The sequence below is a fragment of the Dendrosporobacter quercicolus genome (genome assembly GCF_900104455.1).
Lineage (GTDB): Bacteria > Bacillota > Negativicutes > DSM-1736 > Dendrosporobacteraceae > Dendrosporobacter > Dendrosporobacter quercicolus.
Genome location: NZ_FNHB01000020.1, coordinates 1 through 14,324, shown reverse-complemented (window position 1 = coordinate 14,324; position 14,324 = coordinate 1). Strand labels below are relative to the sequence as shown.

The window sequence follows — 14,324 nt, the reverse complement described above, 5'->3', positions numbered from 1 at the left end:
CCGTTCGACTTGCATGTGTTAGGCACGCCGCCAGCGTTCGTCCTGAGCCAGGATCAAACTCTCCATAAAAGTATTATGAAGAACCTTGATGGCTCTTTATTTATTTCTTAAAGTTAACAAACTGACTCGCGATTTTTCCAACCGCGACGCAGCATTTATGCTGCTAGTACTGAACAGTTCCTGTAGAACTGTTCAGGGCACATCTGGCATTTTTGTTCTTACATTGTTTAGTTTTCAGGGAACACTTTCGCGCTGTTTACTCGCTATCGCTCATTCACATCACGTTTGCCGCCATCGGACAGCTTATTTATATTAACACAACTTATTCATTGTGTCAACATATTTTTTTTGGTAGTTTGTGCCACCACTCAGTGGCGACTTATTTATGTTAACACTATTTTGGCCTAGTGTCAATACTTTTTTGCTTGCGAATTAGTTTGCTGCCGGCAACAACCGCCGGACTTGCCGCAGCACGGTCTGCTCACTTGAGCTTCGGCCCATTTTGTTGCCTCTTCCTTACTATAGAACAAGCCTTTTCCCAGCATATCCCGCAAATTGTCGGCAATATCGCGCCGATAGCCTGCCAGATTTTTTTCTTCAATTAAATAGCTTTCTTGCGTTCCATCATCATCATCAACAGCAAAACTTACGATCCACACCATTTCATCTGCAAGCTCCTGATTCATATAACTCTCCTTTAACCAACGGAAGGTTTACCTAAGATTATTTTAACCTAATTATATCAATAACAGTCACTTATCGACAATATAAAATAACCGGCATGCAGCAAACTTTATGCCGGATAAATAAATTAAATACTAAAAGCAGGATCAGTATCCTCATTAATGGTGGTTGAAGAAATCCCGAAACTCACAAAAAAGGCTTATAAGTCCTAAAAATTCAGAAAGGTATCCAGCAGTTCTTTGGTATATTCCTCTTTGGGCTGTTTGTATAAAGCTTCAGCCGGCTGCTGTTCAATGATTCTGCCTTGATGCATGACGGCGATTTCCTCACTGCAGGCTTTAATTAAATCAAGGTCATGCGAAATGAACAGGTAAGCTATTCCGTATTCTTGCTGCGCATTTTTCAACACCTCGATGACCTGGGCTTGAACAGATACATCCAGCATGGAAGTGGGCTCATCCAATACCAGGAACCGGGGCTTAAGCAGCAGTGCTCTTGCTATACAGACGCGCTGCAATTGGCCGCCGCTTAATTGATGCGGCTGCCTGTTCAATATTTCCGGTCCTAAGCCGACAAATGCTAACCATCCTTCTATTTGCCCGGCAATATAGTCCTTATCATTTATTGCCTGAAATAGATAGGGCTCCGCCAGACTTTTGCCAATAGTCATGCGGGGATTTAACGAAGACTCCGGGTTTTGAAACAATATCTGCATTTCTTGACGCAGCTTTTTCATCTGTCGCCGGTTAAAGTTGGTGATCTCTACGCCATTAAATACGATTCTGCCGCTATCACAGGGAATAAGTCTTAACACCAGACGCGCCAGCGTTGATTTTCCGGACCCGCTCATACCGATCAGCCCCAGGGTTTTCCCGGCTTTCAGTGAAAAAGAAACGTTGTTCACGGCAATGGCCGGGGTCCCCCCCAACAAACCTGTTCGGTACGTCTTGGTCACATTGATTACGTCAAGCATACTTCCAGCACCTCACCCGGCGGCCGTTTACTGCCTGCAAAGCCGGCTCCTGTAGACGGCACAGCTCTGTTTGCTCAGGACAGCGGGGCTGGAATTTGCAGCCAGGGGGCAGGTCAATGAGGCTGGGGGGCATTCCCGGCAGCGGCAACAGGCTTTTGTGCGGCTGGGCATTCAACAACCCGCCGGTATAGGGATGCAGCGGCGTCTGAAACAGCTCGCCAGCCGTCCCCTGTTCAAAAATTGTCCCGGCATAAAGCACGATAATGGTATCGCATAGCTTTTGGGCCAGTCTTAAATCATGAGTGATCATAATGATGCTGACCTGCATGTTTTCTTTCAAATCAAAAAATAGTTGGCATACCTGCCGGCGGATCATCGCGTCCAAGCCTTTGGTCGGCTCATCGGCAATAAGCCATTCCGGCGAAAGCGCGGTACTCATGGCGCATAAGGTCCTTTGGCGCATGCCGCCGCTTAACTGAAAGGGGTAGCTGTTTACTATTTTATGCGGTTCAGGAAAAGCGTACCGCTGCAATTGCCTGATTGCCAGCAATTTAGCCGCAGCTTGCGGCGTTTTTTTATGATAGACAGGCCCTTCCATAATTTGTTGGCCGATTGTCATCGTCGGATCAAAGGCCGTATCCGGATTTTGCGGTATAAAAGCAATCGTTTTGCCGCGGATCTGATTCAACTCTGCTTCGCTTAATTGCAATAAGTCGGCATTTTTGTAAATAATCCTGCCGGTTATCCTGCTATTCGCCGCCGTCAGACGTAAAACAGACCTCCCCAAAACCGATTTGCCGCTGCCCGTTTCGCCGATGATGCCGGTGATTTCCCCGCTGTTGAAAACGGCGTCAACCTGGTTCACCGCCTGCACTGTTCCTGCTTTTGCCGGAAAAGCGACTGTAATGTTTTCTAAATAGATATGTTTATCCAATTCTTCCAGCCCTTCCTGTCAATATGGTTTGTCAATGCTTTTGGGAATACTGAAAATATCGCGCAGGGCATCGCCGGTTAAATGAATGCTGGCGCATAAAGCTAAGATGCAGAAACCGGGCGCTAACAGCAGATTAGGATAACTGCGGAAATAGCTTTTGGCGTCATTGATCATAACGCCCCAGTCGGCTTGCGGCGGCTGCATGCCAAGACCCAAAAAACTCAGCGAGGCTACGGACAGCACTACCGCAGCGATTCGTACCGTAAACAGGATGATCAGGGAATTGAACAGATTCGGCAATAGATAATGAAGCAGAATGTAGGAATCACTGCCGCCCAGGCTGCGGACACCTTCGATATAGCTTTCTTCCCGTATTCTCAACACCTCGCCGCGCACAATTCGGGAGAAACCCGCCCATGAGGTTAAGGTAACAGCCAGCAGCAGGCTGAACGTACTTGGCCCCATAACCCCGGCAATCGCAATCATCATGGACATCCCCGGCAGCCCCTGGAATATATTGACCAGCAACTGAATGCCAGCATCGGCCATTCCGCCAAAATAGCCGCCGAGCAGCCCCAGAGAGACCCCGAGCAGCGCTGTGCACAGGGCCGCCGTCACGGCAAAACCGATGGAAATTCTCGCCCCGTACAGGATACGGCTGAACACATCCCGGCCCAAAGCATCCGTTCCCAGCCAATGAGCTGCCGAGCAAGGCTGCAGCGTTTCATCCGGCAGCACCCGATTGGGATCATAGGGAGCAAGGACCGGAGCGAAAATGGCGCAGACCGCAAACAAGGCCAAAACAACCGCAGCAAGCTGGTACAGGAAAGGAAGTTTTTTAAACACAGTCATTGTTTTCCTCCCAGCCTTATTTGGGGATTAAGCAATAGATAAGTGAGATCGATCAGCAAATTAACTGCGGTAAAGACCAGTCCGGTGAAGAGGACGTAGCCCTGAACAGCCGGATAATCCCGTCCTCTGATCCCTTCCAATACATAACTGCCCAAACCCGGCAAAGCAAAAATGGATTCAACCACGGCGGAACCGCCGAGGATCGCGCCAAAGTAATTCCCCAGCAGGGTAATGACCGGAATCAGCGCGTTAACCAGACCGTGCTTGCGGATAATGAAGGACAGCGGCAAACCCTTGGCTTTTACCGTAAGGATGTAATTTTGCTCCAGCACCTCCAACAGGGCGGCGCGCTGCAGGCGCATCAAAGTACCGGTTGTTCCCGCCGCCAGGGCCAAAGCGGGCATAATCAGCTGAGCCGGTGTTCCATAGCCGCTGGTAGGCAACAGCTGCAGCTTTTCCGCAAACAGCCACATCAGCACGATGGACAGCCAGAATGCCGGGACTGACGTGGTGGCCACAGCCGACGCCCTGAGCGCGAAATCACTCCGGGCATCTTTTTTATAAGCCATAAAAATCCCCAGCGGGATCCCTGTAACAACCACCAGCAGCAAGGCCGCTGCCGCCAGACTGATCGTCACTGGCAGCCGCAGCAGCAATTCATCCAAAACCGGCTGCTGCGTTATGTAGGACAGGCCTAAATCGCCGTGTAGCACCTGCATCAGCCACGACAGATACTGCAGGACATAGGGACGGTCTAAGCCCAGTTCCTGCCGCTTGGCGGCAATTTCCTGCGCGCCGGGAGCGGAAATGCCGTCCATACTGAGCAGCATTACGGCGGGGTCGCTTGGCGAAATAACGCCGAGGATAAAGGCGGCCGCCGTAATGCCCAGCCACACCGGAATAATCATCAGGATCTTCTTTGCCGCATAAAACAAAACACTGTTCATCATTGTACCCACTCTATTTTGTCTAAGGTTATACCATAAAACAGCGGCCGGTAATTTTGTATTGTCCGGCTGTGGACAGCCAGATTCATATCGTCGAACAACGGAATGCAGGGCGGCGACTCTGCCGCGATGTCCTGCAGCCGGTCATAAATTTTGGCTCTGTCCGGAATTTCCGGAGTATTGTCCAGCCGTTCAAGCAGTTGCTCGGCTTCCCCATTTTGATAGCCCAGCTTATACTGGACATTCGCACTGCCGGTGCTTTTCATATAGTTTTTGAAGAGTACCGCCGGTTCGAAATTCGGCAGCCCCTGGGTGCCGAGCATCAGATCGTACTTTCCGGCCGCCCTGGCCTCCTGGATAGCCGCCCAGTCCATAATAACAATATTCGCCCGTACGCCGAGCTCTTTCAGCTCAGCCTGAATAAACTCGGCAATTTCCTTATAAGGATAGCGATCGACCCCATATTGCGGGACCAGAAAAGTAATATCGGCCGTTTGCCCGCTTAATGCGGCATTGGCCAGCTCCTTGGCCCTTGCCGGATCACGCTGCGGTTCGATTTCTTTGCTGAACGGGGACACACGATTGAGAAAATTTCCGGTAGGTATGGCGTAGCCATGAAAAAAATTCCGGACCATTACTTCCCTGTTGATCATAAGGCTTACGGCTTTCTTCAGGCGGGGATCGTTAAACGGCGCTTTTTCGCCATTGCAAAATAGATAATGGCTAATGATTGCTGTCTGGGTTGCTACGGCAAAACGGTCGTCTTTCATCAATTCACTGGTTAAAGCCGGCGTTAGTGAGCCCACGTCTAAAACCCCCGCGACTTCACCGGCCTTTAAAGCCGAATAGCGTGTTTCAGCGCTCGGAATCGTCTTTATCCGGATGGTTCGGGCTTTCGCCTTGTCGCCATAATAATGCTCATTGCGCTCCAGCAGAGTATATTGTCTGGTGGCATGAGCCACAAGCTTAAACGGGCCGGTGCCGGCTGCCGCGGCAATAAATTCACCGGTGCTGCTGTCAAAGCAGGCGGGGCTGAACATCGGGCTGCCAAAATTGGTCATGCTGTAAATCAGTGTTGCGAACGGCCGGTTAAACGTCAACCGGACTTTATACTGGCCAATAGCTGCGACCTGCTGCAAGCCGGGATAAATCCCGTCAATATCAAAAGCATAAAAAGTCGATACCCTGGGTGTTATGCGGCGATACCGTTCGAAATTACGGACCACCGCGTCAGCGTTAAATTGCGTGCCGTCATGAAAGGTTACGCCTTCCGCCAGCTCCAAAATCCATTCCCGGTAATTGGCGGAATGCGACCATTTTTTTGCTAATCCGGGTGCGGGCCGGCCGTCTTCGCCGATGCCGACGAGGGGTTCCCACACCTGCAGGATCACGCTGGTATAATAGGGATCCTTACTGCCGGGAGTCAGGTCTCTGGCCGATGCAAGCACAATTTCCCCGGCCGGGCCGGCTTGGGACTGAGTATTGCCGGCGCAGCCCGCCAGCATAATCGCCAGGCCGAGCATGAGGAGCAGCCAGACTGCCTGTTGATGGCTGTGGCACCGCCCCCTGGCAAATAAATTCTCCTGCATTTCACACCGCTCCTTACAGGTCAAACCGGGCGGACAACACAACAGTGCGCGGCCTTGACACATAAAGCTGATCGCCGCGGGACGCCATCCAATAATCCTTATTGGTCAGATTGTAGCACATCAGGCTGAATACCGCCGGAGTACGCGCAAGCACGGTCTTATAATTCAGGCCCAGATCAAAGGTCGTATAACCGGGAACGGCAATTTTCTCATCATTGATGGTTGATTTGCCGGTATACCTGGCCCGCCCGACAAGGCCCAGCTTCTCATCGGCCTGATATTCCAGAGCGATAATGCCGTTCCATCTGGCCCGGCCGCTGACATCATAGCCGTCATATTGGCCGCCTTTGGTTTTTTCCCGGCTGGCATCAAGCAGCATAAAGCCGCCCATGACATTCCATTTATCGCTCAGGCTGCCGCTGGCGGACAGCTCAACGCCTTTATGCCGGTCTTTGCCGTCTTGAATCAGATATTTCTTGCTGTTGTCGCCGGCCAGGGCGACTTCAATGTTGTTGGCCTGCGAAATGTCGAAGAAGCTGAGGGCCGTAAGAATGCCGGCATGCTCATGCTTTATCCCGATTTCGTTTTGCTTGGTCTTGGCCGGCGCTAAAATCTCGCCGGAATTCACGTAGGTGTTGCTTACGACGGTACCTTTATCAAAGCTCTCCGAGTGGCTGGCATACACGGAAAGATTGTCCGCCGCTTTGTACACAACCCCATAGGTGGGGCTAAAGGCGTCGCTGTCCACGCTGGCGGTTCGTTTTCCGGTGGCCGGGGTATAAGAATCCACAGTGGCGAAATGCTTGTGCACGCCTACTAAGAACTGCCATTTTTGATAGTCAATCTGGTCCACCACCGACCAGCCCCAGAGTTTTTGCTTTTCCGCCAAGCCGGTGCTGTAATCCCCGTTCGGCAGGCGCTCCTGTACAAAACCGGTATAAATATTGCCGGCGCCGATTGTTTTATTGACATAACCGGTTGCTGACTTCCGGTTGCGCCAGGAATGGTCCAGGGCCAGAGTCAGGGTGTGCTGCACTTCACCGCCGATAATCCGGCCCTGCGCGCCCAGTTGAGCATAATAGGTGTTCATAGGCGTACCGCCGTTATTGACATATAAGTCATAATCGCCGGCGTTATTTTTAATCGTAAAGGCGCTGTTTACGCCGCTCACGTTTTTGGTCAGATTATTGCGGTTCAAACCGCCATTAAAGAAAGCCTTCCAGTCCTCACTTATTTTTTGTTCATGGTTCAAGGCCAGAATCCAGCCGCGCGACGCCTTCACCATCCCATCAAACCCGTAATCGGCGCTTGATTCCGGTGCTTTGGGCAGCTTGGTGACGGCAGAACCTAATTTAAACCACCGCATTCCGCCTTCAACCTCAATATAGCGGTAGCCTGTTAGTATATTGGTGGCGCTTTTTTCATCCCGGTGATCGATATTGGCAAAAATCCCCCGGGCCTTAATATTTTCACCGTGGATTGAGGTTTCGCCGTTCACCAGCTCGGTATTGATCCGAACGCCCCAGGCGTTATCTTGGCCGAAGCGCCGGGCGATGTCCAGATACTCGCCAAACGAGCCGTAGCCGGAAAAGGTTTGCGTATAGCGCGTCAGCGCCTCTTCCGGCGCTTTCTTGGCAACAAAATTGATCAGTCCGCCGGCGGCATTGGATTCATAGTGTGAGCCCGTACCGCTGATGCCGCCGTTCGGGCCTGAAATAAGGTCAATCCGGTCGATCATAAAGGTAGGGGCATTGAATTGGGTAAACATGCCGGGAATGCCGTTGACATATGAACTGGTGCCGTTGGCGCGAAAACCGCGGAAGGTAAAGTCGTTATGCAGTACACTGCCCGCTGCCTGGACCGAAGGGCTGTTGGTCAAAATGCTGTCAAGCGGCAGGCCGGGAGCGCCGAAGGTTTCTACTGTCTTATTGCTCAAAGTGGTTTGCGTAAACGGCGTCTCCAGCACCGCTTTTTCACCTAGAAACCCTACACCGCCGCTGTTGAGCGCAAAACCGTCGGCCAGGGCCCCCGGGCTGTCCGGCCTGTCCTGTTTGCCTTCGACCACTACTTTGTCCATGGTATATTCGGAAATTTTTTGCCCTCCGGCCGGGGCTGGCGTTTCCGCTGTTTCTTGTGCATAAGCGGCGGCAGGCGTAAAGCCTGCGGCAACAGCGCATACAATCGCGGCGGCCAGCAGCTGTCCTTTCATGATGGGAATTCGCTTCATCAATGATCACCTCAAAAAATATAATGATTCTGCTTTACTGAAAATAACGATCATGGCTGTCAAAGCTGAGCGGCGGCGTTTGGATCCAATAAACAGAAATCCCCTGCCCAGAAGCAGGAGATATCGCAAGCAATAAATTATACTCAATAAAAATCCCGGCGTTGAATCCGCCGGGAAGAACAGTACAATGTTTTCAGTACTCTAATCGCCTCCCCATCGCCGTGGGTAAAAAACGGTGATTGACAGACAGGCAGTTCTCCTGGCTCCAGCTCATCGCTTGACCAAACCTTCCCAAGACGCGGGGTCTCAGTGGCATCCTTTGGCCTTGCTCCCTGTTACAGTGGCGGGACCGCGCCGGCTCTACACCGGTCTTCCCTATTAAGCCCTGACGGGCACCTGTCTCAACACTATGTAGTTGTCCCTGATTTAGCTTTGCCATGTTTGCTTCATAATAGCATTTTTTGTAATAATGTGTCAAACTCTTTTATTGACTTACATCGTTTACGCTGCTGTTGGGAGTCGCCTAATCCCTGCAGCCCTTCCATGAGACAGGAGGAAAGGCAAACTCCATTCCGGATGCCTGCAAGGACATTGCTGAGCGTGCTTTTTTCGGAAATACTAGCGCAGCCGCACCGAACCAGACGCGGACCCACCTGCCTAAAGACATTGCCTACCTCTGAACCGGGCCTTCATCGGAAAGATGTGCCGCCTTTCTAATCTCCGATATATTTACACAATAAAATGTTTGGTCACATTACGGAGGAATTTATGTGTTTCACCTTACTTTTTCTGCGCCGCTATTTTTTCAGCAATGCCGGATTCTTCGACTACTTTCGTAAGTCTTCTTGTTTCTTTAAGCCATCTTTGAAAAAAGTCCTCGTGGTTTAAATAGTTGACTTCTATGCCTAGCGTTCTCATATTTTCTATGTACTCGGGGTCATTCACGGTTTTATCAAGACTGCTGACCAATTTAGCTTTTATTTCCTCCGGCATACCTTTATGAGCGCCAATGCCAATAAAGAAGCTAAATACCACATCTACGCCCTGTTCTTGAAAAGTAGGAATGTTGTCGTAACGCGGGTCGCTCATTCGCTTTGTTACGGCAATACCAATTATTTTTACTGCACCGCTTTTCAAATGTTCCTGAATGGCAGGAGTAGCAGCAAACATTACCTGGACATGTCCCCCCAATATCGCGGCCAATGATTCCGAGGTACCTTTAAAAGGTACTTGATCCAAGATAATTCCGGCATTTTGCGCGACCATTTCTCCGACAAGATGCGTCCCGTTGCCTAACCCGCTATGTCCGAATTTAACAGCGTGGGGATTCTGCTTAGCGTAATCCACTAACTCGGCAAGGCTGTTCCAGGGGCAATCGGAGCGAACAGCCGCAACAACCGGCATCTCCAGAATTTGCACTAGTGGATCCAAAGCTGAAGGGTAGTGATACGGGGTTGCTCCATATAGCGACTGCAATAATGTACTTGTATCCACTGTCCCCAATGTATAGCCATCATCTTCTGATTCCACTAACTCATTCCAACCCAAAATCCCGCCGGCGCCGGGCACATTTTTTATAATGATATTTTGGCCAAAATGTTTATGGACCACTTTTTGCATTGCCCGAGCCATTATGTCATTGGCGCCACCCGCTGCATAGGGAACAATCAACGTAATTGGCTTATCCGGGTACTTTTCCGCAACGGCGGCCGGCGTTTCCTTCGTTCCGCAGCCAGCAACCATCCCCATCGAATATAACAACATTAAGGACAAGGCAATTGATTTTCTTATTTTCACAACATTTCCTCCCATAATTCGTTTTAATTCGATTCTATACCGATTACATAACAAACAATGTCATATTTTGTAAGTGGAAAAATAAAGCCGGTCAGCAAAAATGCCAACCGGGACAATTCACTCTGTAAACCACTTGCCTTCTTCCTCAAACAAATACACCTGCTTGCCATGTATCCGGCAAGCCCGCGGTGGAGCGGCCGGAAAGCGCAGGCTTTGCTTTTTGAGCTTAGGCAACAGCAAGTATTAACTTGCTACTTTCACCGTACAGGCCGTTTACTACAGTCAATCAGGAGACTATATAAAGCAAAAGGCCGACATTATCCCTGTGCTGAGGCCGCAAGAACGGCAAATTGTGCAGACAGGCATCTTGCTTAAACAACAAGCGGATTTAACGCCAACCGATTTCGACCGTTTTTCGGCGCTGTTATTCAACTGGGCAGCAAGATTGATTGCTAAGTAAAAGGCTGAGTAAATTCTTACTGTGTTACTTCACCGGCTTATTAGCAGACCTGGTGCAACTGTTGCATAAGTTTTAAGCGCCCATGAAAAATGTTAGGCTTCCTTACTGCGACGGCCCCATCAACAATCTTACCTTATTAACTTATTGACTTGCCCGGCCGCTTCGTATTATTAGGTTAACCAGAAACTTGACCAGGCGAGTGGCCGCAGGTGACCCGGTGGAGCGGTTTGGTCGCCGCCGTTCTCCGGGCTGCGTGCTTGGTTTTTCGTTCCCGGCGGCCGGTCCGGCCGGAGCGCCCTGCCGGGGCCCCTTTCTTTAATAACTGCAGGCCTATGGTAAGGCGTGCTATTTCCGTTCCGAAAATGCAAGACGCAATCCCAAACCGACAAAGATTAACCCGGTTACCCAATTAAAATATTCCTGAATTTTTCCATTTCTCTCCATCCAAGAACGTAGTTTCGCTGACGCTACAGCGTAGATATTCAATACGATAAACCCCACAATAACAAACACTACCCCAAACAAAAGCATCTGATAATGAGCATAGGTGCTTTTGTTATCAATAAATTGAGGCAAAAAGCTGAGAAAAAAAAGTGTAGTCTTCGGGTTTAATGCAGAGGTTAAAAAACCGGTGATAAATAAGTTTTTGCCTGTGGATTGCACCTTAGAGGTCTCTACAGACATCTTCTGTCTATTTAGCAAACACCTTATTCCAACATAGAACAAATAGCTGGCCCCAAGCAGCTTTATGATAAAAAATGCCAAAGCTGATGCTTGTAACAAAGCTGCTAACCCTAAAGAAGCCGCCAACACCTGAAACATATCTCCGATTGATACTCCCAATACCGCCTTACATGCTGCTTTGCGTCCCTCCGTCATTCCTTTCGTAATGATGTATATCGTAGTTGGCCCAGGTGTTAAAATCAAAAGGAAAGATACCAAAACAAACAAATAGATATTGGTTAGTTCCATATATTAGATACCTACCTTCGCAAAATGTTTTTCTATCCGATCAAGGTAAAGACTGTTTGTTTCCTGTGGATTCTCTATGCACCCGCAGGAAAACTGAATTTGGCTGCTTTAGATGATGCCGGTTTATTCCAAGGCTAACGCCATTTCGTCGGTGTTAACAAATCCCATCTTTTGATAGATTGGTTTACCTTGCTCAGAGGCCAGCAGCCGTATTGTCCAAACACCTTTGCTTTTGAGCCAAGCAATCGTTGCTTTTGTTAAATCTGTCGCTAAGCCTCTAGTGCGTTCCTGGGGTATTGTATACACATCCCCGATAAAGCCGTAATAGGACTGCTTATAAAAGGAATAGGGAATATCTGACTTAATAAAACCACCACAACAAGCTATAATCTTGCCGCTATCTTTAATAAGGAAATGTGCTGCTTCGTCATTTTGATAAAGCTGTATGTATTTTTGCCGAATTCTTTGCTTTGCGTCATCTGCCAACAAATCCATATGTCCGCTTTCACGGAACATACTAAGTTTTAATTCTATAATTTCATCTATCTCACTTAAATTAGCTTTGTGTAGCATATGGACACCTCCATAAAATATAAAGTATTTTGTTGCTGCTATTTATATTCTACTGCAATGCGGTAATTTACACTATCGCTATCTTTTAAGTCTGCACCGTACGTACTTGCAGCGTGCGGCCAGCCGCGTAGTCCCAGGAGTGGGCTGATATTAATGATAAGGCAAAAGGCTCTGGCGGGTCAATCCCCGTATTCAATTGGCAAGGAATTAGGTATATCGAAAAACACGGCGAAGAAATATGCGGTCGGTGATACCGGACAGCCAGCTGAAAGGCAGGACAAGGCCTTCTAAACTGGATCCCTTTAAGTCTACCATCGACGAGCTGGTGCAAAGCGGCATATTCAACTGTGTGGTAATCTATGAGCGCCTGCAGGAACTGGGTTATACAGGCGGCATCACCATCATCAAGGACTATATAAAAGCAATGCGCCCGGCGAGGAGTTCTCTGGCAGTCAGACGGTATGAAACCCCTCCCGGTAAACAAGCGCAGATGGAATGGGGCATCACTCACTACATAGATGAGCGTGGCATAGTCCATAAAACCCCGGTATTTGTTATGATCATGGGTAGCTCAAGAAGTAAATATGTGGAGTTCACGAAACGCTGTGATTTCTACAGTCTGCTCAAATGCATGGTAAACGCCTTCGAGTATTTCGGCGGTGTTCCCCAAATTGTGCTCACCGACAGGATGAAGACGGTGATTGATGGCAGCGAAGCCGGCAAGCCGCTGTGGAATAAGCGCTTTGAGGATTTTGCCGCCGATATGGGCTTCCTTCCGAAAGTTTGTCGGCCGAGAAGACCCCAGACCAAGGGTAAGGTAGAACGGCTTGTGGACTATGTAAAAGATAATTTTCTTCCAGGCAGACAGTTTCTGGATGTCGATGACCTGAATCTTCAGGCGCTGGAGTGGTGCCGTAAAGTAGATAGCAAACCACACGGCACTACCGGCGAAATACCACTTATGGCTTTAAAGAAGGAGCCGCTCCTGCCTCTCCCGGATAAAGCGGTTCGCGATAAGTACCGCTGGGAACTGCGAAAAGTGACGCGAGATGGTTTCGTCAGCTTTGATGGAGCCAAATACGGTGTACCTTGGCAGTATAGCGGGCGTGAAGTCAGAGTGCGCATTTCCGGTGACGAATTTGAGGCTTATGACGGCGAAGTGAGAATCGCCCATCATAAAGTGGTATACACATCGGGCAGGATCGTCTGGCTCAAGGGTCAATATGAAGGACTGGCAGAAAGAAACGGTATGGCAGCCCCGTTTTCGTATGCGAAGCAGACGGACAAACCGCCGGTTGAAATCAGGCCGCTCAGCATGTATGACAGGGTAGCCATGCAGCGGACAAAACGGCGATATCTTGATCGGCGGTTAAGAACTCCGGCGTTTTTACTTCCGGCGGGCATTGTATAATAATAGAACTGTCGCCTCTGCACCGAATTGCAAGTAAACTGGACCGGCCGACGGGGATTTTTCACCGAATGCTTGCATATTCTTGTATCGATGGGTATAATATAAGAAAAGGACTGATGTGTTGCAAGCACGCCAGCCCCACAGGCTGTCTAACCGGAAAACGGTTAGCCCAAACGTTAGTGATTAGAAATAATCGCCGCTATTTGAGCAGGGGCGGTTATTTCTTTTTGGTCGTGACCAATACCATAAGCGTGGCAAATGCGACAGCAAATGTCAATGCTTCATAGATATTCATCGTCACCCCCCTTCCCTAAACAGGAAGGGGCTAACCGTCCCCCGAGCAGCCAGTATAGCATATTTTCCAAAAAATGAGAAAGAAAAATTTCTCAACTATGTGTGCCGCCTTCCACGGAAGACGGCCTTTTTATTTTCCTCGCCGCTGGTCCAAGAAATTTCAAAAATCGCCGAACAGACAAATCTCTCGATCACGTTTCATAAGCTCCGGCATGACCACGCCAGCCGGCTTTCCGACAACGGCGTCAGCATCAAGGACGCCCAGTACCGGCTGGGCCACAGTACCACCCATATGCTGCTCAATGTCTACACCCACAGGATATCCGGCGGCCAGGAAAAAATCGCCTTATGGCTCAATGCATCGTTTCCAGCTGCCCCCATCGACCATGAAACACCACTTCATTGACCGTTTAGAAAATGCAGTTACAGCCGCGTTGTTGTCACGGTTGTTGTAAAACTGCTATGAAAACGACAAAAAAGGCTTTACGAAAATGCCCGTAAAACCTTGATATATCTATGGCGACCCCGGCAGGATTCGAACCTGCGACCTTTTGATTCGTAGTCAAAAGGTATTGCCTAGTTTACATGTAATTATTTTAACTATAAGTCCT

11 protein-coding genes, 1 rRNA gene, 1 pseudogene and 1 riboswitch are annotated in these 14,324 nt (G+C 49.3%); of the genes and pseudogenes, 2 read left to right on the top strand and 11 right to left on the bottom strand.

The window, feature by feature from the left end:
- From BLR06_RS18855 to BLR06_RS18805, 11 genes are all read right to left on the bottom strand, one after another.
- Nucleotides 1-69: ribosomal RNA gene (locus BLR06_RS18855) — 16S ribosomal RNA — on the bottom strand; the annotation flags it as partial.
- Between the two features lie 341 nt (nt 70-410).
- Nucleotides 411-686, bottom strand: a complete 276-nt coding sequence (locus BLR06_RS18850; RefSeq protein WP_092075134.1) for a hypothetical protein — start codon at nt 684-686, stop codon at nt 411-413.
- Between the two features lie 206 nt (nt 687-892).
- Nucleotides 893-1,657, bottom strand: coding sequence for an ABC transporter ATP-binding protein (locus BLR06_RS18845; protein WP_092075133.1), 765 nt, complete (start codon nt 1,655-1,657; stop codon nt 893-895).
- Nucleotides 1,650-2,591 (bottom strand): ABC transporter ATP-binding protein, encoded by a 942-nt coding sequence (locus BLR06_RS18840; RefSeq protein ID WP_092075132.1) that lies wholly within the window; start codon nt 2,589-2,591, stop codon nt 1,650-1,652. Before BLR06_RS18840 ends, BLR06_RS18845 begins: the two co-directional genes overlap by 8 nt.
- Before the next feature lie 18 nt (nt 2,592-2,609).
- On the bottom strand, nt 2,610-3,443 hold the full coding sequence (locus BLR06_RS18835; RefSeq protein WP_092075131.1) for an ABC transporter permease: 834 nt from the start codon (nt 3,441-3,443) through the stop codon (nt 2,610-2,612).
- Nucleotides 3,440-4,393: an ABC transporter permease gene (locus BLR06_RS18830; RefSeq protein WP_245698233.1), complete on the bottom strand. Its 954-nt coding sequence runs from the start codon at nt 4,391-4,393 to the stop codon at nt 3,440-3,442. The genes BLR06_RS18835 and BLR06_RS18830 overlap by 4 nt, the downstream gene beginning before the upstream one ends.
- Nucleotides 4,390-5,979 (bottom strand): ABC transporter substrate-binding protein, encoded by a 1,590-nt coding sequence (locus tag BLR06_RS18825; protein WP_173813000.1) that lies wholly within the window; start codon nt 5,977-5,979, stop codon nt 4,390-4,392. The genes BLR06_RS18830 and BLR06_RS18825 overlap by 4 nt, the downstream gene beginning before the upstream one ends.
- Nucleotides 5,980-5,992: 13 nt before the next feature.
- Nucleotides 5,993-8,206, bottom strand: a complete 2,214-nt coding sequence (locus tag BLR06_RS18820) for a TonB-dependent receptor (RefSeq protein ID WP_092075128.1) — start codon at nt 8,204-8,206, stop codon at nt 5,993-5,995.
- Nucleotides 8,207-8,438: 232 nt separating this feature from the next.
- Nucleotides 8,439-8,621: riboswitch (cobalamin riboswitch) on the bottom strand.
- A gap of 365 nt (nt 8,622-8,986) precedes the next feature.
- On the bottom strand, nt 8,987-10,003 hold the full coding sequence (locus tag BLR06_RS18815) for a Bug family tripartite tricarboxylate transporter substrate binding protein (RefSeq protein ID WP_173813002.1): 1,017 nt from the start codon (nt 10,001-10,003) through the stop codon (nt 8,987-8,989).
- Nucleotides 10,004-10,808: 805 nt separating this feature from the next.
- Nucleotides 10,809-11,435 carry a LysE family translocator gene (locus tag BLR06_RS18810; RefSeq protein WP_092075126.1) on the bottom strand — a complete coding sequence of 209 codons (627 nt, stop codon included), beginning with the start codon at nt 11,433-11,435 and terminating at the stop codon, nt 10,809-10,811.
- 123 nt (nt 11,436-11,558) lie between these two features.
- Nucleotides 11,559-12,008 carry a GNAT family N-acetyltransferase gene (locus BLR06_RS18805; protein WP_092075125.1) on the bottom strand — a complete coding sequence of 150 codons (450 nt, stop codon included), beginning with the start codon at nt 12,006-12,008 and terminating at the stop codon, nt 11,559-11,561.
- A 153-nt stretch (nt 12,009-12,161) separates the two neighbouring features.
- Between BLR06_RS18805 and istA the strand changes: the two are divergent.
- Together istA and BLR06_RS20425 are read left to right on the top strand one after the other, a co-directional pair.
- Nucleotides 12,162-13,332, top strand: a pseudogene (gene istA, locus BLR06_RS18800) (IS21 family transposase); the annotation flags it as partial.
- Between the two features lie 481 nt (nt 13,333-13,813).
- The gene (locus tag BLR06_RS20425; RefSeq protein WP_217636945.1) at nt 13,814-14,119 is read left to right on the top strand and encodes a tyrosine-type recombinase/integrase; all 306 of its coding nucleotides are present in this window, start codon (nt 13,814-13,816) and stop codon (nt 14,117-14,119) included.
- Nucleotides 14,120-14,324: the final 205 nt, after the last annotated feature.